Genomic DNA, 20,049 nt, shown 5'->3' on the forward strand with positions numbered 1-20,049 from the left:
TTTCCATGTTAGATAAGAATTTAAAACGCATTCAGTTCCAAGAGTCCGAGTCCGCATGGATTCGTTCCTTTACTGTAGAATCGATCAAATGTCTCATTGTTTGCCGTGGTCCTGTTCGAAAGGAAACGATGGATGTATTTGATGCCATTGGTGTGAAAGAATATGGAATTTTATTATCTGAAAAAGATTCCATTGTTTATCCAAAAGCTCTTGCACCAGAACTTCGTAACTTTCGATTCCCAGAAAACATTCACCGAGTTCCTGATTATATGGGAGCGGGGAAAGAAGAGAAAGAACAACGCATTCACCAAATTATTGGTATTGCCAAAGACAATGGATACACTCATATCTTTGCTGGTTACGGATTTATGGCAGAAGATGCGGAATTCATTGAAGCCATTGAAAAAACAGGGATTATTTTTATGGGACCAAGTTCCCATGTTGCCAAAGGTGCCGGTGCCAAAGATGAAGCAAAGAAACTTGCAAGAAGTCTTAATGTATCTGTAACGCCTGGTGTTGATAATATCACAGCTCTTGCTTTACTTCGTAAAACTGGAAATTCAAAAGATGGACTTTTGAAAGTTGCAAAAGAAAACAATCTAAACTTTTCTTTCAACGATTCCAAGTCATTGGAAGACAATGCGGAAGATTTACTCCAACTTTCTTATGAAAAAACCATAGACATCACTTCTATCCCTGATTTACAAAAAGAGTCTTCCATCCTTTGTGAAGATATTTGGAAAAAATATCCGGGCAAACGAATCCGATTCAAATACATCGGTGGTGGTGGTGGAAAGGGACAAAGGGTCATCAGCGAAAAATCAGAAATTGATGCTGCTGTGATGGAAATCCTTGCTGAATCAAAAGTCACTGCGGTTGGTTCGAATAGAAACTTCCTGATCGAACTTAATATCGAAAACACTCGCCACAACGAAATCCAGCTCATCGGTAACGGGGAATGGTCTTTATCACTGGGTGGTCGGGATTGTTCCTTACAAATGCACGAACAAAAACTTTTGGAAATTTCACAAACTGTGGAGTTATTACAAAAAGAAGCAGATCTCGTTCGTTCTACCAATGCCAAAAAAGCTGCCATCCTCGATAAGGATGTCCAAACTTTAAAGGATATGGAACACCAAGCGGAAGTGTTTGGTAAGGCCATTCGTTTGAATTCCGTTTCTACGTTTGAATGTATCGTAGAAGGAAATAGTTTTTTCTTTATGGAAGTTAACACAAGGATCCAGGTGGAGCACCGTGTTACAGAGATGGTGTACAAAATGAAGTTCACCAATCCAAACGACCCGAATGATTTTTTCTATATCGATTCTCTTGTGGAAGCAATGGCAGTTCTTTCCATCCACGGACCAAGAGTTCCAAAACCAGAAAGAATTTTACGAAATATTTCTGGGGCAGAAGTTCGAATCAATGCAACAAACCGAGCTCTCCAACCACATGCGGGTGGGATCATACAAAACTGGTCCAAGGCTCTCCCTGAAGAAATCAGGGACGACCAAGGAATTTGTACTCGTAACCCAGATACAGGCGCTTTTGTACATTATAATCTTGCAGGTGCGTATGATTCAAACGTGGCTCTTCTTGTTTCCTATGGAAATTCAAGAACAGAAAACTTGGAAATTTTAGGAAATATCCTTCGCAAAACAGAACTTAGAGGGCAAAACCTAGAAACCAACTTACTAGTTCACTATGGACTCATCCAATGGATTTTAGGTAAGGACGCGATGTTCAAACCATCCACAGCGTTTATGATTTCCTATTTAGCTGGAATTGGTGCCTTACAATCGATCATTAATGATTTGGATTTAGAATACCTTTGGACAGAAAAAACAAAGGCTTCTGATGCTGATCTAAAGAAAATCCTAAACAAAAAAATGACTCTTGTCATTCGTCCTATGGAACGGCTTCTTGCAAACCCACATCTTCTTGGTGGATTCCTCGGATACTTTGACGGAAAACTTTGGACTCGCACTGGGTCTAATGTAGAATTCAATGAAAACCCAATCCAATTTTTAGATTCTTTGTATTACTATTTGAACCTAGATACAACAGAAGAAAAAGCAAGTTCTGAAAAGATTTGGGATCATGATGCTAAGTTACTGAGTGAAGCAAAAGATTTTTATACTGAACTTTCAAAAAGAACAGGACTAAGTTCATGGAAAGAATTATCAGATGCTTTAACCAAAGGCAAAAATCCTTCCAAGTCTCTCACAGATGATCTTTGGAACGCTTCTGTGGCAAGCCATAATGGGTTTCAAGCTGGTCTTGAAACACTACTCTTACTTCCTAAAATCGGTATCAAATCAAACTTCTTTGGTTTGGATGTGAATGCTGACTTGGACGGGGTAGTGCCTGATGAATTCAAAAACAAAGATACAAGAGATGCCTTTATCAAAATGCTCAATCCTCCACCAAAAATGTCTGGGGATGAAATTGTGGCTCCAATGGGTGGAATGTTCTACTCAAAAGAAGCTCCCAATCTTCCTCCACTGATAAACGAAGGAGATCATTTCCAAGCAGGGCAACCTCTTTTTATCATTGAAGTCATGAAGATGTTTAACAAAATCCTGGCTCCAGTGAGTGGAACCATTGTTAAAAACTTAATGGTGGATTCGGATGGAAAAATTGTGACTAAAGCACAACCTATCTTTAAAATCAAACCAGATGAGGTTTTAAAGGAAGAGTCTCCTGAAGAAATTCGGGCAAGAAAAGTAAAGGTAACAAAAGAACTGGGTCTCGGCTAATCAACCGTAACCCACAATTGTTTTGTAAATTTCATTAAGAGGGAGGATGTGGTTCACACCTCCTCTCTTAATCGCTTCTTTTGGCATTCCAAACACAACAGAAGTTTCTTCATTTTGGGCAATCGTATCTGCCCCAGCTTCTTTCATTTCCAAAAGTCCAGAAGCACCATCATCACCCATACCTGTCATAATGATTCCTTTGGAATTTTTACCCGCTTGCCTTGCGACAGAACGAAATAATACATCAACGGAAGGTTTGTGGCGATTGACAAGAGGGCCATCTGTGACTTCAACAAAGTATTGAGCGCCTGAACGTTTCACTGTCATATGTTGATTTCCTGGAGCAATGAGAGCAAGGCCCCTAACGACACGGTCCCCATCTTTCGCCTCTTTAACGTTAATTTCGCAAATGGAATCCAGACGTTTTGCAAATGCTTCGGTAAATTTTTCAGGCATATGTTGGACGATGACTATGCCTGGTGTTTTATCTCTGGGAAGTTTGGTGAGAACTTGTTCTAACGCTATGGTTCCTCCTGTGGAAGTTCCAATCGCAACAATTTTTTCCGTGGCTTGGAGTTGGGAGATATCTTGTTTTTTGTCAGATTTGTTAGTGAATTGTTTTTGATTAGAAAATAAGGGAAGTGTTTTTAAAGAAACAGATGCTGCTGCCAGTACGGCATCTGTGAGTTCAACTATACTTTCATTTAAAAAATCTTTTAATCCAATTTTAGGTTTTGTAATGATATCGCAAGCACCAAGGCTCATGGCAATCATCGCAGTATCAGAACCTTCAGTAGTTAATGTAGAACAAATCACAACAGGAGTTGGCCTTTCTTGCATGATCTTTTTTAAAAAAGACAAACCATCCATCCTTGGCATTTCGATATCCAAAACAATGACATCTGGCCATTGATTATTCATTTTATCTAAGGCAAAAATGGGGTCAGAGGCACTTCCCAAAAATTCGAAATTAGAATCTGATTTGAAAATTTCGGTTAATACTTGTCTAACGACAGCAGAATCATCAATTACAAATACTTTTATTTTCTTCATAAGATTACTTTTTTTCTACCCAAACTTCGCCATCCCAGACGGTGAAATATATCTTTCGAGATAAGTTTCCTCCGGTATCTTCAGAAATTATTTTAATTTCATTTTCACCTAAAATTTTTTTTGCAAATTCTGAATTCCTCGCTCCCACATGAGAATTTGAATTGTCTTTTAAAATTTCTCTTTCTTCATGAAGAAACATATTAGAACCACCAAAAACTTTCGCAAAATATTCATTAGGTTTTGAATTGTGTTTCTTTATTTCGTTTAAAAAAAAGGATACGGCATCAATCCCATATTTATGAGTTTTTTCTGAGTGAATTTCGGCAGGTGAGGGGAGTAGGTAATGGCACATCCCCCCTATATGCCGATTCGGATGCCATAAAATAATAGAAACACAGGATCCAAGTAAAGTTCTAACTCTAAATTCGGGGCCACCGAAGAAAATTTCTCCCGGATTTAAAAAACGGTCTATTACTTTCTTCGGTGCTTCCATTTAAGTAACATTAGTGGATGTTTCATGGATTGCTTGTATTTCGGAAAGTTCCAAAATTTGGTTCACTTTTAAGATGATCACAAATTTATTCTCTAATTTTCCAAGACCTTGGATGAAATCCAATCGGATCTTGGAGCCAAAACTAGGAGGTTCTTCTATAGATTCGGGTGGTATGTCTACCACTTCATTTACTGCATCTACAAGAAGTCCTACATCCACAATTTCGTTTTCCAATTTGATTTCTGTAATGATGATACAGGTTTTGCGATTGGTTTCTGTTTTTCTTCTGTAGAACCTCATATTGAGATCAATCACTGGAACTACATTGCCGCGGAGATTGATGACTCCTGGGATGTATTCCGGCATCATAGGAACATGAGTCACTGATTCATATTCAATGATTTCTTTGATATATAAGATTCCCAAGCCAAAGAGTTCCTCGGAAATCTGGAAGGTTAAGTATTGGAGTTCCTGCATATTGGTAACCTACTTAATACTTTTGGAACTTTTTATTCTCATCGGCTGGTTCCGTTTTTCTGGCATTTGGGGTTTGTAACCTTCCACCAGGTTTTGTTTGCGGTTTTGAATGTTTTGATTCTACTACTGATTGGAAACCAACCTGTTTTCCTAATTTAAAGAAACTAATAGAAGAAAGAAGTTTTTCTGCTTGGGCTTGTAATTCCTCTGCAATGGCAGCCAATTCTTCCGAAGCGCTTGCCGATTGTTGTGAAACTTGGTCTAGTTGCCCCATGGCTTTATTCACTTCATTGACACCCGAGGATTGTTCCTGACTTGCCGCAGTGATTTCTTGAACAAGATCCGCAGTTTTATTAATGGCTGGTACAATTTCTTCGATTAGTTTTCCTGCCGATTCTGCAATTTGAACCGAACTTCCTGCCAAACTACCAATTTCATTTGCTGATTTCTGCGAACGTTCAGCCAATTTTCTTACTTCTGAGGCAACTACCGCAAATCCTTTTCCATGTTCACCTGCTCTGGCCGCTTCGATAGCAGCATTTAATGCAAGTAAGTTGGTTTGGTAAGCAATGTCTTCAATGATTGAAATTTTATCTGCAATCTCTTTCATTGCTGTAACAGTATTTTTGACTGCTTCTCCACCTTGTTTTGCATCTTTCGCTGATTTAGTGGCAATTGTATCAGTTTGTTTTGCATTTTCTGCATTTTGATCAATGGAGGCACCCATCTCTTCTAATGAAGCAGAAGTTTCTTCGACGGAGGCGGCTTGTTCACTGGCACCTTGCGAAAGAGTACTTGCCGTTGATGCAACTTCATCTGCTGCATTGACAAGTGCATCTGTATTTGCTCTCACATCGTTGATGATATCTACAAGTTTTTTTGAAGTATTATTGAAGGAATCTCTTAATCTTGCAAATCCACCATCGTATTCATTTGTTATGAGTTGTGTTAGATCACCATTTTCTAAAGCAGATAGACCAATGACGAGATCGTCCACAATACGTGCTGTTTCAATTGCAATGTTTTTTTGTTCTGTGATATCCGTTGCAAATTTGATTACTTTGTATGGTTTTCCGTTTAAATCGAGGATAGGGTTGTATGTAGCTTGTAACCAAACATTTTTTCCTTCCTTACCAATTCGTCTGTACTCTGCAGTTTGAAATTCTCCGCGATTGAGGGCAGCCCAGAATTGACGATACTCTTCTGAGTTTACCATGGATGGTTCCACAAACATTCTATGATGTTTTCCAACAATCTCTTGTAACCCATAACCCATAGTTTTTAGAAAGATATCATTGGCTGTAATGATAGTTCCATCCATATTGAATTCTATTGTTGCCTGGGCTTTGTTAATCGCCTCAATTTGACCAATATACTCTCTGACTATTTTTTTGTTAGCTGTGATATCTGTTGCAAATTTGATTACTTTAAATGGTTTTCCATTGGAGTCCAAAATGGGCGTATAGGTAGCTTGAAGCCAAACTTCTTTTCCATTTTTACCGATACGTTTGTATTCAGCAGTTTGAAATTCACCTCGATTAAGGGCAGCCCAGAATTGACGATAAGACTCCGAGTTTGCCTCTTGAGTTTCTAAGAATATTCGATGGTGTTGGCCTTTGATTTCATTTAAACTATAGTCCATTAAGTTTAAGAAATTCTCATTAGCGGTAACTATGGTTCCATCCATATTAAATTCAATCGTTGCTTGCGACCTTTCAATCGCTTTCGCGTTGGCATTCGCTTCTGTTACATCTGCCCATTCCACAACACTTCCAAGTCTTTCTCCGGAACTAGTAATGATTGGGTTTGCAGTTAAGTTAAATTCTCTATTTGCAATTTTGATACTAGATTTATGTTCTGAAGTGAACGTACCGAGAAGTTTTCTTTGGTGACTTGGGTCTTTATGGTAACTGTCAATATTACTGCCCATTAAATTACTTAATGAAAAATTTCTGATTTGCGATTTGATCTCGGTTTCGGACTTCGCAAACATTGACTGGATTGCTTTGTTCATATAAACTACATTCAAATTTAAATCAGAAATCATTACGTTGGTGGATACACTATCCAAAGCAGTTTTGATTTGAATGGCATCTTTTAGCGGTTTTTCAACTTGTCTCAGAAGTAATAAAAGAAGGCTTGCTGTGATAATCAGAAAAACTACTGCTGAAATAAAAACGGGTAAAAACTTTTCTTTTGATGGAGTAATTTCTTTTGTAACTTCAATGATACTATCTTTAGCAAGTTGTGAATTCCATTTGGAAATAGAACTAGAATATTTTTTCCAAAACTCTTGAAGATTGTTTTTTAGGTTTTCTTTTTTAGCAGAATCCTCTGGCTCATTTATGTATGTCTTAATTGCATTTAGATATTCATCTTTTTCTGTTTTTGTAGTTTTTTGGATATTTAACTCTTCTTTAGAGGATGGAAAAGAACTAGTTTTATCCCATTCTGTGTTTAGTTTTTCTAAATCATATTTAATTTTAGCTACTGAAGTTTTATCTATCTCTTGTGACTGGAGGACCGTAGAGATATCCGATTGAATCGATTGGCTAAGATTCCAAATGGATGTTAGGTGCTCTGTTTTTTGTAACTGTAAGTTCTTTTTATCCTCCGAAATACTTGAATCCATAAGTATTCCCCAGGAGTAAACTAAAGTCCAAATTGCAAATAGTAAGCCTGTAAGGAAAAAGCCTATTAGCTTTGTGCTTATCTTTATGTTTTTCATATTATCCTCTTCATTTATATAATTTTTCGTTTTCTATAGCGATTGTCCTTTCAAAAAGGGAAGGAATGTCTATAATGAGTGCAACATTCCCATCTCCTAAGATACTTGAACCACTGACACCTTTTACATGTCGAAATACAGAACCCATAGGTTTGATAACTGTTTGGTATTCACCTAAAAGTCGTTCTACGACGATTCCGGCTTTTTTATCTCCATTGCGGACTATGACAATATTTTCACGGGAAGTTTCCTCTGAGGGCTCTGTTGGATAATAATCTCCTAAACGAAGGTATGGTATTAAATTCCCTCTCAGTGGAAAGAACTGATTGGCTTCGGTTTTGTTTTCTTCTGTAAAGTGAAGGCATTCCAAAACCATGTCCATGGGGATTATAAAATGGTTTTTTCCTACTTCTACTAAAAAACCATCAATGATCGCAAGTGTGAGCGGTAAGCGAATGGTGAAGCGACTACCTTGGTTTTCTGTGGATTTTACTGTGATTGTTCCACGTAAGGATTCTATGTTTTTTAAGACAACATCTAGTCCCACACCTCTACCTGATACGTTAGTTACCTTGGTTGCAGTTGAAAATCCAGGATGGAATAGGAGTTTAAATATTTCTTCTTCTGATTCTGGTATTGGTCCTGATACAAGACCTTTATCAATTCCTTTTTGCCAAATTATTCCTTTTTGAATTCCGTTTCCATCATCTGTAATCTCAATCGCTACACTTCCTGCCTCATGGAAGGCATTTAGTTTAATAGTACCTAGTTTTGGTTTTCCTTTTCTTAAGCGTTCTTCCGTAGTTTCTAATCCGTGGTCGCAAGCATTTCTTACTAAGTGGGTAAGGGGATCACCTAACTTATCTACTATGTTTCGATCAAGCTCAGTTTCATTTCCTTCTGTAATCAGATTAATTTCTTTACCTAGATCCTTTCCTAAGTCACGTACGGTTCTTGTGTATTTTTGAAAGGTATCACCAATTGGTACCATTCTAAGTTTTAAAGATATTTCTCGTACTTCGTTGAGAAGTCGCATCGTATGCATTGACGACTCTTGTAAGATTGAATCTTCCAAGGTGCTTATGAGTTGATTCATATTAGCGCAAGATACAACTAACTCGCCTACACGATTGATCAAATTATCTATTCGTTTGGAATCTACCTTTATCGTTGCTGATTTATTTTGATCTTTAAGATTTAGGTTTAAATCTGCATTCTCCTGAACTTGATTTAAGGTTTCCTGTGTAGTGTTTGGTATTATGGATTGGGAGGTGTTCTTTATAATCCCCGTTTTTCTTGATTTTAACTCCTCGAAGTAACTGATTAAACTAGAATTTGTTAGTATGTCGATTTCTTTCCAAAGGTTACCTAGAAGGATTTCTTCTTCTGGTAGTTGCATCGATAGATCTGCTAAATATTCTATTGGAGTGCCAGGAGGTAAAATATGGAGAAATGAATCGTTCTCAATAAAGTTAAAAACTTTCCTAATCGTATTTATATCTTCCTCTGAATCAAAATGGATTTCAAAACCTAAATAACAAGATTCAGCATCAAACTCGTCGTTTGTCGGAATTTCATCTGTTATTGTTTTTAACGACTTGATCGTTCCTAGTTTTTTCAAATAACCAATAAAGGAAATGGGGTCGAGGCCTTGCGAAAAAACATTCCGATTCGGTCGAAAAGAAATCAGGTAACCTGGTATAGAATCTACTTGGTTGTTTACATTCTTAGTTCTATCTGTTTCAACTATCGCTTGCGATTCATCTGATTTCCTTACAGCTTCATTATCTTTATGAATTTCCTTTTTTAAAGAATTTTCAGATTCAGGATTTTGGAAAGGTTTCATTAATTCGATGATAGAATTACCGATCAGTATTTTTGAATCAGGAATTTTGCCTTTAGTTTCTTCGATAACTAAATAAGAAAGATGATCTTTTGCTTTAAGAAGAATTTCTGTTAAATCCTGTTGAAACGGTATTTCATGAGAACGTAATCTGTCTAAAAGGTTTTCTACTACATGGGTAAACTTTACCGTGGAATCAAAACCAAACATTCCGGCAGTACCTTTGATAGTGTGCACTGCTCGAAAAATAGCATTTAAGTCATCCTCCGTTGGTGAAGACTTTTCTGTACGTAGGAGGATTGCCTCCATATCACGAAGAAATTCTTCAGATTCAACTAAATAGGCATCTATAACCTCTGTTAAATCCATTAATTGATTTTCCTTGTGCCGTAGCGGAACTCTACTTCATTAGAGTGTTCTTTTTTTACTTTAACTCTATCTCCGAAAAAACTAACAAGCCCAAGTAAATCGAGTATCTTTAGAATCGGTAGAGAATGATTTTTTAATTTGATCGAAAAATGATTTTTTTGGCTCAAATTTTTTAAAAATATTAAAAGTTGAATTCCGGCTGAATCAACTCTCTCAATTCCATTTAAATCTAATTCTATGTTTTTTCCTTGGGAGGAGACGGTCCAAATTTCGGATTGTTTTTTCCATTCTTTGATAAAAGGTACTGTTAAATACCCATTCCAAGTAACTTCAAAACTCGAATTTGTTTCCTTTAAATTTTGGACAGGTTCCATGGTTAAGGTAATAATTTCGAAATAGTATCTAATAACTCTTCCGGTGAAAATGGTTTAGTGAGCCAGGCTTTGGCGCCGGCGTCCATTCCTTGTTGCTTTTTTTCCGGTTGAGATTCCGTAGTTAACATAATGATCGGTGTGAATTTATATTTTGAATTTTCTTTGACCTTTTTGATGAAACTAATTCCATCCATATTAGGCATATTCATGTCAGAAACAATCAAATCTACTTCATTAGATTCCAATTTTTTTAAACCTTCCAGTCCATCGCCTGCTTCTATCAATTCAAAATTTGCATTTTTTAGATGCACTGAAATGATTTTGCGGAAAACCGCAGAGTCATCAATGATCAAGATCTTTCTATTCATATTTATTTTCCTTTGTGTTTTGGATTGGCAAAAATATTTCTGCAATGATGCAGTCAGCTTTCACTTCGGTTGTGTGATCGATTGCGTTTCTAATAAAAAACATTCCGTTGTGCCGATGAAGTATGAATTCTACCATTGAAAGGCCAAGACCTAAACTGAATTTTTCTTTGGAATAAAAACTTTCAACAGGTGGATGGATTCGGTAAAATGGCTCAACGAGATTTTTTTCAGAATGAGTTAGCTGTTTCGCATATTCGTCTTCAATAATGTTGTTTTTTGCAGATAAACAAAAATATCCATCTACGAATGTTACAAAAACATCAAAATGAGATTTTCTTTTGGAATACTTTAATCCGTTTGTAATGACTTCATAAAGGGCTAATTTTATAGTCTCCATGTCGAGATCTAAATAAACAGATTGTTTAATAACAGGAAGATTCACTTTTAATTCTTTTTCTTCTATTTCCTCGCTAAACGTATTTACGAGTGTGGGAAGAAGCTGAAGTAGGGTTTCACTTTTTGTTCTGATTAGGGTAGTTTCCTTTTGAATCACATCAACAGCAAGATCCAATCCTTTCATCATGCTCATGTTGTGCTCATGGTTCTCATACAATAAATCCCAAAATTCTTTATTAATTAGGTAATCCTTGCCAGAATCTATTTTCATTTGTTGGATTGAATCGATTATAGTCGACATGGCGCCAAGCCCAGAGCCTTGCATTAAAGTGGTCTTTAAATTTAGAATTGAATGGAGCTCTGAATTGATTTCGTTTGTTTTCCGGTGTGATTCTTTATAATTCAGCCATTCCAATTGGCTTTTTAATTCTTTTGATTCCTCATCAATTAGGAGAGATTCCATCCTCTTTAAATAGACGTATTCTAATGCTTTTTCCAAACGATCTGACACAATTTCGATATGAAGAGGTTTCAAAAGGTAATCATAAACTCCTAACTTCATGATTTCTATGATTTCTTCTGTTTGGTCAATGGCGGTTTGGACAACGAAAACTGCATTAGGTTCTCTTTTTTTCTGTTCTAAAATGAATGACTTTCCGTCAAGAACTGGCATCATCAAGTCCACCAAATATAAGCTATATGGTTGTTTGGCTGCCATTTCTAAAGCTACTTTTCCATCGCAGGCAATGGCGGTTTCCATGCCGATTCGTTTGCAAATTGCCTCTAATAGAACCTGGTTTTCCTTTTTGTCCTCAATGATAAGGATTGGTTCTTTGGGACGCCTTAAACGTTCCTTGGCCCGAGCCGGAGAGGGGATTGGATTTGGATTTACGTTCGATTCCACCATATAGATTATCGGAAATCTTAGGGGAGAATTCTATAGGGTTCAATTCCTTTATTTTATTATTTCAGGTAACTTGAGTTTAAATACGGAGCCCTGGCCCAATTGGGACTGGAGCTCCAGGGTACCTCCAAGACGGATGGCAAGTCCTTGGGAAATAGTGAGTCCGAGGCCAGTCCCTTCTATATTTCCATCGTCGTTTAACCGGGTGAAGGTATGGAAAATGCGGTTTTGGTCATCGATGGAGATTCCTGGTCCAAAATCTCTAACGGAAATTTCTAATGAACCATCAATCCATTCACAATCTAGCTCAATGTATGGATGATTTGTATATTTAATTGCATTGGAAAGGAGGTTTAAAAGGATTTGTAGAATTTTTCCTGAATCAGAAGTCACAGGTTTTGATTCTATTGGCGGGCGAAACCTTATCTCCATTTTTTTAGCATTTGCCTGAGGTTGGATTAATTCTAAGGTTTGGCGACATATATCTTCTGGTCTAAACGTTGTTATTTGGATCTTGATCTGTCCCGACTCAATTTTCATTAAGTTCAGGATTTCATTGATCATATTTAGTAGTCTTGTTCCGCCAGTGTAGATGTAATTTAAATATTCTTTTCCTGTTTCATCAGTCTCTGGTAATTGAATTAGTTTCGAAAACCCAATAATGGAATTCAATGGTGTCCTTAGTTCATGACTCATATGGGCCAAAAATTCTGTTTTCGCTTTATAGGCGCGTTCCAATTCCTCTTTTGTTTTTGTAAGTGCTAAGGTTCGTTCTAAAACTAAAGATTCTAAACTGGATTTGTATCGGTTAAGCTCAGTTAAATCCAAATCTCTTTGGACAAACAATCCCATCCAACGACTAACCGTCTGATAAATTAATAGATTTTCGTGTTGGATCGGTGAATTTTTTTTGTATTTTAAAAAACCCATGATGCCTAAGAATTTATTTTCAAATAAAACGGGTATGAGGAGTAGAATTTCGGCTTTGGTTTCCGTTAAAAACCATTTCTCTCTAGGTAGTGCCTTGTTCGGAGTAAGATAAATGGTTTTTCCATTTTTTAGTTTATGAAACCAACGACCTAGTCCCAAATCATACCAATTTTCATTTTCACATTTCTTGGGGATAAGAGGATACTTTGTTGTTTTTCTTTCATTTGCCCAAATCTGAAATTTGTCTTTTTCTCCTTCTAATTCGTATTTGAGAAAAAAAACCGAATCCATTTCCGTAAAATAAAGTAGTTGGTAGAGCGCTTGTGGTAATCCTTCCCGGATGGAATGTTGTTGGATGAGAATTTGGATAGAAGACGCTACACCCAATTCAAATCGCAATCGCCAAGCAATTTCTTCCTCTTGTCTTTGTTTGGTGGTAATGTCTTTTATAAAGAACTTAGTATACTCTTTGTTTTTGAGACCTTCTGGAAATTGAAACTTACCAAAAGAGGTTTCAAGAATTTTTCCATTTGTTTTGTAAATGAGTTCTGTCGTATAATCTGAGTTATTTATTTTTTGGGAAAGAAATTCCTTTAAATCAATTTCTTTTTCTAAAAATGCAAAATTCTCGTTTTTTAAAATGATCTCAAATTTTTTTGAGGAACGATCAATAGAAAGAATTGCTGTTCCCGAGTCATCTCCTTCAAAAGAAGCCTTTAGTAATGACCAGGGATCCAGATTCATTTTAATATTGTTTCAGTAACTCTTTGGGCAGTTTGAAACTCATTGTATCCTCTCGGCTTTCTGGAAATAAGGACACCTTTGCATCAGGAAAATGTTTTAATATTTCACCCACAATTTCATCCACAAGAACTTGGGGGCTTGAGGCTCCAGCTGTGATTCCTAGTATTTTAATTCCAGAATTTTTAATATGATTCGGATCTACATCCTCTTTCCGAGAGATTTGGAAACTGGCAGGTCTTGTTTTTTTCGCCAATTGACAGAGTCTTACGGAGTTGGAAGAATTTTCTGCTCCAATGACAAGCATGGCATCCACAGATTTTAACATGGACTGTACTGCTTCCTGTCTTTCCGTTGTCGCATAACAGATATCATCTTTTTGCGGGTGTTCTACATAGGGAAATACTTCTTCAATTTTTTTAACCACATTCTTTGTATCTTCCACCGAAAGAGTGGTTTGCATAAGATAAGTAAGTGGTTTTTCTCTAGTAATTTTATTTTTTAGATTTTCTACATCTTCCGGCGATTCGACAAGAAACATCTCAGCCTCGCCCATAGTTCCTATGGCCTCGTCATGACCTCTGTGGCCAATATAAATGATTTGGTGTGTATCTTTGATATTACGAGCTTTTTTGTGTACTCTTGTGACAAGGGGGCAAGTCGCATCGCCAATTTTCATTTTCCTTTGGGTCGCTTCTTTTACCACTTCCGGGGAAACGCCGTGAGCTGAAAAAACAACGGTGGCACCATCAGGGACTTCACCCAGCTCATTGATGAATTGAATCCCTTTTTTTTTCATTTCTTCCACAACTCTTTGGTTATGGACAATTTCTTTACGAACATAAAGTGGGGTCTCTGGATTTTCTTGGTAGGCTGTCTCCACATAGGAGATGGCATATTTCACTCCTGCACAAAATCCACGGGGGTTCGCCAAATATATTGTCTCTAACACTTAAAAAAGCCTGCCTTTTTCTAAAATCCAATTCCATAGAAATCTTAGGACATATTTTAGAAAAGGGGAAGTTCTATTTTTATTCAATTTTTATTTCATTTTCCCTATTATCCTCCCTCCCAGAATGACCGATCCTTATCTTGAAAAGGCCAAGGATGGCCTCTTCGAAAATTCATCAATTTCTCGGGCTTTAGGCGAAAACCTGAAGTGGCGAGGGAACGGATTCAAGGAGGAACCCGGATGATTATCAACCACAACGTAAGTGCGATCTTTGCACACAGAACTTTGAAGTCTAACGACGCGAATCTGAGCAAAGATATCGAAAAGTTGTCTTCTGGTATGCGTATTAACAAAGCAGGAGATGACGCATCTGGACTTGCAGTGTCTGAGAAAATGAGAACTCAGATTGCTGGTCTTCGACGTGCAGAACAGAATACTGAAGATGGTATGTCCCTCATTCAAACGGCGGAAGGATATCTTCAAGAAACACACGAAATCGTTCAACGTGTTCGTGTACTCGCGGTGCAAGCTGCGAACGGTATCTACTCGGAAGAAGATAGACAACAGATCCAAGTCGAGGTTTCACAGCTAGTGGACGAGATCGATCGTATTGCTTCTCAAGCAGAATTCAACAAAATGAAACTGCTTACAGGAGCTTTTGCTCGTCTCAACCCAACTGCTAGTATGTGGTTCCATATTGGAGCTAACATGCACCAAAGAGAGCGCGTGTACATTGAAACAATGAACACTGCGGCATTAGGATTAAGAAACCCTACGGTTCTTACTTTCATCTCTCTTTCGACTGCAGGTAAAGCAAACTCCGTAATCGGACTTTGTGATGATGCCCTAAGAGTGATCTCTAAACAAAGAGCTGACCTAGGTGCTTATTACAACCGTATGGAGCATGCTGCGAAAGGACTTATGAATGCTTATGAAAACACACAAGCTTCTGAGTCTCGTATCCGTGACACTGACATGGCTGAACAAATGACCAGCTTCACGAGATACCAAATCTTAACTCAGGCTGCTACATCAATGCTTGCGCAAGCGAACATGAAGTCTCAGTCAGTGATGAGATTGCTCCAGTAATAGGATAAGAGAAACTAAAGGCCGGGCAGGGTGGTTGGGGCCCCGTCTTTGGTTTCTCGATTTTCTTTTTTTATTGTAATTTTCATTCTTTCCTTTGTTTTCCTCTATGAAATTAGAAATCGAATCTGCTTACAAAGCGATCCATCAGGTTGTTTCAAAAACTCCATTACAATTGCATTCAAAATTATCAGAGAAATTCGGTGCAACCATATTCATCAAAAGAGAAGACTTACAAATAGTTCGTTCTTATAAAATTCGAGGTGCTTATCATTTAATTCAAAATTTATCTGCTGAAGAAAGACAAAAGGGAGTTGTTTGTGCAAGTGCAGGCAATCATGCCCAAGGTGTGGCGTATTCCTGTAAAGTTTTGAATCTTCGTGGTGTGATTTACATGCCAGAAGTCACTCCTAAACAAAAAATTAAGCAAGTCAAAATGTTTGGTGATAAATGGATTGAAGTTGTGTTAGTTGGCGACACTTTTGATGATTGCCAGACACTTGCTTTAGAATATGCTAAAACACATAATATGGTATTTGTTCCACCTTTTGACCATATCAAAATTATGGAAGGACAAGGAACTGTTGCTAAAGAAATTTTAGAGGAAGAGTCCGGAATCGATTATGTTTTCCTTCCCATTGGTGGAGGCGGATTATGTGCAGGTGTAGGGAGTTACTTTAAAGATAAATCTCCCAACACCAAAATCATTGGTGTCGAACCATTCGGTGCTCCTTCTATGACTGAAGCTCTTAATCAAGGGAAACCCGTTGCTTTAGACAAAATTGATAAATTTGTCGATGGTGCTGCAGTCAAAAAAGTGGGGGATAAAACTTTTCCAATCTGTAAGGAAGTCCTTTCTGATATGTTACTCGTTCAAGAAGGGAAAGTTTGTACCACTCTTTTGAAATTGTACAACGAAGATGCGATCGTGGCAGAACCTGCAGGTGCTCTTAGCATTTCTGCTTTGGATTTGTATGCAGATCAAATCCGGGGGAAAAAAGTAGTTTGTATTTTGAGCGGTGGGAATAACGACATTGATCGAATGCAAGAAATCAAAGAAAGATCACTGCTTTATGAAGGCTTAAAACATTATTTTATTGTTCGGTTTGCCCAGAAACCTGGTTCATTAAAACAATTTGTAAATGAAATTCTTGGTCCAAATGATGATATTGTTCGCTTTGAATTCATTCAAAAAAATAATAAGGAATCTGGACCTGCCTTGATCGGTATTGAGTTAAAATCGAAAGACGATTTTCAATCTTTGTTAGAACGAATGAACGTATTTCATTTAAATTATACATTAGTCAATCAGGATGAGAATTTATTCGAATATTTGGTTTAATTTCTGTTCACATAACTTTGGTTTGTTCTAAGATTTGTTTGGTTTTTTTAGTTTTAACGTTGGTCCCAATTTTCTAATTTTTTCAATGGATTCCCTAAAGGATTCTGAAAACAGTTCGATATCTATATTGATTGAATGATCGTCGTACAGCTAAAAGCCCGGAGTGATTGCCGGGCTTTTGTATAACTATGAACTTTCTGAATTAAAAAACCATCCAAATAGAATTTAAATTTCTTTTTATTAAAATTTGTGATAAACAGGCGTTATTGGGTGGCGGGTGGATTACCCCTCCCAGTTCGATCAGGGCGGGGATGGTATACAATTTTATACCACCGCTAAGAATCATTATTCTCCTATTTATTTGTCAAAAAAAACTTTAATTGTAATCAAACAAATTGAGATTAGTTTTACTTTGGAGGGAGACATTTTGTTTGATACGTTTGGTTTCTATAGATCAAAACAGTTTTTGATCTTGGGGATTTTCCTATTAAATCTTTTTTGTAATCCCGACTGGAAACACAATTCAGGCGATCCATTTACGAAAACATATTGGGAAAATCGATTATTAGAAAATGACATCATTGCTTACCCTCGATTTTTCTTCATAGAAGGACTGGTCACTGGTTTAAACCAAACCCCACTCACCATTCTTTCTCCATCGGACGGAAGTTCGATCACTGTCAATGGAAATGGACCATTTAAGATGTTTGTATTTGCCTCTCCCAAATATCTGCAACTGACTTTCCCAACACAACCTTCCAATGTTCATTGTATGGTTTGGGACCGTGGAAATTGGGACGGATTCAGTCTCGTCAATGTTCAAATTTCCTGCCCATTTGCTAAAACCATTGTTTCTGGGAAAACTCTGTTATGGGATCGTTGTACTTATGGTTCTTCTTGGAATCCATTGGGGAATAGTCTTGGAGAGGGGTTAGGTGACTGCTCTCGTGGCAATCCCGAGCCATTACAGTTTTGTACCGCAGCAGACGGTTATGATTCTGCTACAAATCCTAATGCTTGCAATGGAGGAATCAATTCACAGTTAGTTAGTGTTGGTGCCGTGTATCGTTCCTGTGTTAGTCGCAACACTTCAAAAGCCTACCAAAGAGAAAACTGGAGACTTCCTTTATATACTGAAATGTTTTCTGTGATTCGTTGTAGTGAAACTAACACGGGAGAAATTACAGGGGAAGACGGGTGTTTAACCGTAGGTAATGCTACTAAATACCCAGGAGCCACAGCAGATCCAATTTTATTTCCCAATGCACAACCAGCTCATTATTGGGGTCCACAAACGTTTCCGGGATTAGGAGATGTCCAAGTAATCACTGTAAATTTTGACCCTGGGAATGAATCTTATTTGAATAAAGATTTGAATGCATTTGTTCGTTGCGTTTCGGATTTATAGATTGATGGAAAGTTAAAATTGATTCAAACGATTCTATAAGAATTTGAATCAGAAAATAGAAAGCGATACTTCCATTAAGCTCTTATTACAAACAAAGCCAATGTGGCAAATAAGTTTGGAAACAGTTTAATCTGTCTGGTTCGATTAAAAAAAGCTCTGTGTAAAACTTTTATCCTTTCAAACTCACAAAAATCCTCAAAGTCTTTTCCTGATAAATAATGTAAGTTAGGTGTGTCATACCAATGGAAAGGCATAAGATCAGTGACAGGAGTTTTCCCGCTGAGAAGGATGGAAGCACGAATTTGCCAATGTGAAAAATTGGGAAACACTATGATTACTTGTTTTCCAATACGCAAACATTCTTTTATAATCTCCCCAGGATTTAAGGTCTGCTGGATGGTTTGGTTCAGAATTACAAAATCAAAACTATGATCCAAATGATGTTTTAAGCCATCATCAATATCACCATGATGAACATATAAACTTTTTTTTACACATTGGATGATACATTTATCATCTTTTTCGATACCTTGGACTCTGACTCCTTTGTTTTTTAAAATTAACATAAGTTCGCCGTATCCACAACCCAGGTCCAAAACTCTCTCACCTGGTTTGACTAAATTCGCAATATAGGAAATGTCTGGTCTATTTTTTAAATCCAAACCAAGGGCTTCATTTGTGTGAATGTTCAAAGGAAAACTCCTTCATCCGTAGAACCTAAAAAATCTCTTAGGATCGAGTCTTGTTGTTCACTTGGTAATAAAAAACTATCATGACCTGCCGGATTGTTGAGTTCCACAAAACTAACAGGTACTGCATTCACTTCTAAAGATTTGACAATTTCTTCCGATTGATAAGGCGGATATAGCCAGTCTGAAGTATAGGCAACTACCAAGAATCGGCATCTCACTTTTGCTAAAACTTTGGTTAATTCTTTTCCTGTTCCTAAACTAAAATGATCTAATGCTTTCGTTACATAAATATAAGAGTTTGCATCAAAACGATCAACAAAGGATTCCCCTTGGTAAATCAAATAACTTCCCACAGCAAAATCAGTGGATTGAATATTTCCTTTGGGCGGTTTACGACCAAATTTTTCTCTCATCATTTCATCACTAAGATAAGTGATGTGGCCCATCATACGTGCAAGAGCTAGTCCCTTGGATGGTCTATTTTCCTGGGTGTACAATCCTTGGTTCCAGTTGGGATCAGAAAGGATGGCTTGTCTTCCCACTTCGTTAAAGGCAATTTGTTGGGCGGAGTGTTCTGAGGATGATGCCATCACAATACAATTTTTCAATCGATCAGGATATGCCACTGACCATTGTAAGGCTTGCATTCCCCCCATCGAACCACCTGCGACTGCAAATAATTTATGAATTCCAAAAGAACTGATCAGTTTTTCCTGAGCATTTACCATATCTCCAATGGAGACAAAGGGAAAGGTGGATTGGTAGGGTTTACCCGTTTTGGCATTGGTTGTCAATGGACCACTAGAACCCTTACAACCGCCGATTACATTAGAAGAAATGATGAAATACCGATTGGTATCAAAGGCTTTACCTGGGCCGATATAAAAATCCCACCAGCCTGGACGTTTGTCACCTTCATGAAATCCAGCAGCATGGGCATCTCCGGATAGTGCATGACAAACAAGGATCGCATTGTCCTTTTTTTCGTTCAGTGTGCCATAGGTTTCATAGGCAATTTCAAGAGGAGTGATGGACTCACCCCCCTCTAAAGTAAAAGAGTCAAATCTGACAACTTGCGTCTGTACGACACCTACGGATCCGCGGAAAAACTCGTTTTGTTCGGAGGTAGGCATA

Annotated in this window: 15 protein-coding genes and 3 pseudogenes; 4 read left to right on the forward strand and 14 right to left on the reverse strand. The window is 37.5% G+C overall.

Annotated features, from left to right (window positions below; translation table 11 throughout):
- The first annotated feature begins 5 nt into the window (after positions 1-5).
- A complete protein-coding gene (locus EHR07_RS05615; protein WP_135744167.1) occupies positions 6-2,759 on the forward strand; it encodes an ATP-binding protein in 2,754 nt (917 codons plus the stop codon).
- Here the strand turns inward: EHR07_RS05615 and EHR07_RS05620 are convergent, their stop codons facing one another.
- From EHR07_RS05620 to ispH, 12 genes and pseudogenes are all read right to left on the reverse strand, one after another.
- The gene (locus tag EHR07_RS05620; RefSeq protein WP_135744168.1) at positions 2,760-3,812 is read right to left on the reverse strand and encodes a protein-glutamate methylesterase/protein-glutamine glutaminase; all 1,053 of its coding nucleotides are present in this window, start codon (positions 3,810-3,812) and stop codon (positions 2,760-2,762) included.
- Between the two features lie 4 nt (positions 3,813-3,816).
- A complete protein-coding gene (locus EHR07_RS05625) occupies positions 3,817-4,305 on the reverse strand; it encodes a chemotaxis protein CheD (protein ID WP_135744169.1) in 489 nt (162 codons plus the stop codon).
- A complete protein-coding gene (locus EHR07_RS05630; protein WP_135744170.1) occupies positions 4,306-4,782 on the reverse strand; it encodes a chemotaxis protein CheW in 477 nt (158 codons plus the stop codon).
- A 13-nt stretch (positions 4,783-4,795) separates the two neighbouring features.
- A pseudogene (locus tag EHR07_RS19330) lies at positions 4,796-5,833 on the reverse strand (methyl-accepting chemotaxis protein); the annotation flags it as partial.
- Between the two features lie 27 nt (positions 5,834-5,860).
- Positions 5,861-6,469: pseudogene (locus tag EHR07_RS19335) on the reverse strand (PAS domain-containing protein); the annotation flags it as partial.
- Positions 6,470-6,517: 48 nt separating this feature from the next.
- Positions 6,518-6,862, reverse strand: a pseudogene (locus EHR07_RS19340) (PAS domain-containing protein); the annotation flags it as partial.
- 658 nt (positions 6,863-7,520) lie between these two features.
- Positions 7,521-9,722: a chemotaxis protein CheA gene (locus EHR07_RS05640; protein ID WP_135744172.1), complete on the reverse strand. Its 2,202-nt coding sequence runs from the start codon at positions 9,720-9,722 to the stop codon at positions 7,521-7,523.
- A complete protein-coding gene (locus EHR07_RS05645; protein ID WP_135744173.1) occupies positions 9,722-10,096 on the reverse strand; it encodes an STAS domain-containing protein in 375 nt (124 codons plus the stop codon). The genes EHR07_RS05640 and EHR07_RS05645 overlap by 1 nt, the downstream gene beginning before the upstream one ends.
- Before the next feature lie 2 nt (positions 10,097-10,098).
- A complete protein-coding gene (locus EHR07_RS05650) occupies positions 10,099-10,464 on the reverse strand; it encodes a response regulator (RefSeq protein ID WP_135744174.1) in 366 nt (121 codons plus the stop codon).
- Positions 10,457-11,767 (reverse strand): response regulator, encoded by a 1,311-nt coding sequence (locus EHR07_RS05655; protein WP_135744175.1) that lies wholly within the window; start codon positions 11,765-11,767, stop codon positions 10,457-10,459. The genes EHR07_RS05650 and EHR07_RS05655 overlap by 8 nt, the downstream gene beginning before the upstream one ends.
- Positions 11,768-11,815: 48 nt before the next feature.
- Complete coding sequence (locus EHR07_RS05660) at positions 11,816-13,438, reverse strand: sensor histidine kinase (protein ID WP_135744176.1); 1,623 nt, start codon at positions 13,436-13,438, stop codon at positions 11,816-11,818.
- A gap of 1 nt (position 13,439) precedes the next feature.
- Positions 13,440-14,387, reverse strand: coding sequence for a 4-hydroxy-3-methylbut-2-enyl diphosphate reductase (ispH, locus tag EHR07_RS05665; RefSeq protein ID WP_135744177.1), 948 nt, complete (start codon positions 14,385-14,387; stop codon positions 13,440-13,442).
- Positions 14,388-14,627: 240 nt separating this feature from the next.
- Between ispH and EHR07_RS05670 the strand changes: the two genes are divergently transcribed.
- The 3 genes from EHR07_RS05670 to EHR07_RS05680 all read left to right on the forward strand — a co-directional run bounded on the left by EHR07_RS05670 (position 14,628) and on the right by EHR07_RS05680 (position 18,223).
- On the forward strand, positions 14,628-15,476 hold the full coding sequence (locus tag EHR07_RS05670) for a flagellin N-terminal helical domain-containing protein (RefSeq protein ID WP_002974229.1): 849 nt from the start codon (positions 14,628-14,630) through the stop codon (positions 15,474-15,476).
- Between the two features lie 106 nt (positions 15,477-15,582).
- Positions 15,583-16,815 carry a threonine ammonia-lyase IlvA gene (gene ilvA / locus EHR07_RS05675; protein ID WP_135744178.1) on the forward strand — a complete coding sequence of 411 codons (1,233 nt, stop codon included), beginning with the start codon at positions 15,583-15,585 and terminating at the stop codon, positions 16,813-16,815.
- A gap of 277 nt (positions 16,816-17,092) precedes the next feature.
- Positions 17,093-18,223, forward strand: coding sequence for an Lcl domain-containing protein (locus EHR07_RS05680; protein ID WP_244288913.1), 1,131 nt, complete (start codon positions 17,093-17,095; stop codon positions 18,221-18,223).
- A 74-nt stretch (positions 18,224-18,297) separates the two neighbouring features.
- Here EHR07_RS05680 and metW read toward each other — a convergent pair whose 3' ends face one another.
- Positions 18,298-18,915: a methionine biosynthesis protein MetW gene (gene metW / locus EHR07_RS05685; RefSeq protein ID WP_135744179.1), complete on the reverse strand. Its 618-nt coding sequence runs from the start codon at positions 18,913-18,915 to the stop codon at positions 18,298-18,300.
- Positions 18,912-20,048 carry a homoserine O-acetyltransferase MetX gene (gene metX / locus EHR07_RS05690; protein WP_135744180.1) on the reverse strand — a complete coding sequence of 379 codons (1,137 nt, stop codon included), beginning with the start codon at positions 20,046-20,048 and terminating at the stop codon, positions 18,912-18,914. Before metX ends, metW begins: the two co-directional genes overlap by 4 nt.
- Position 20,049: the final 1 nt, after the last annotated feature.

Source organism: Leptospira bandrabouensis (genome assembly GCF_004770905.1).
Classification (GTDB): domain Bacteria; phylum Spirochaetota; class Leptospiria; order Leptospirales; family Leptospiraceae; genus Leptospira_A; species Leptospira_A bandrabouensis.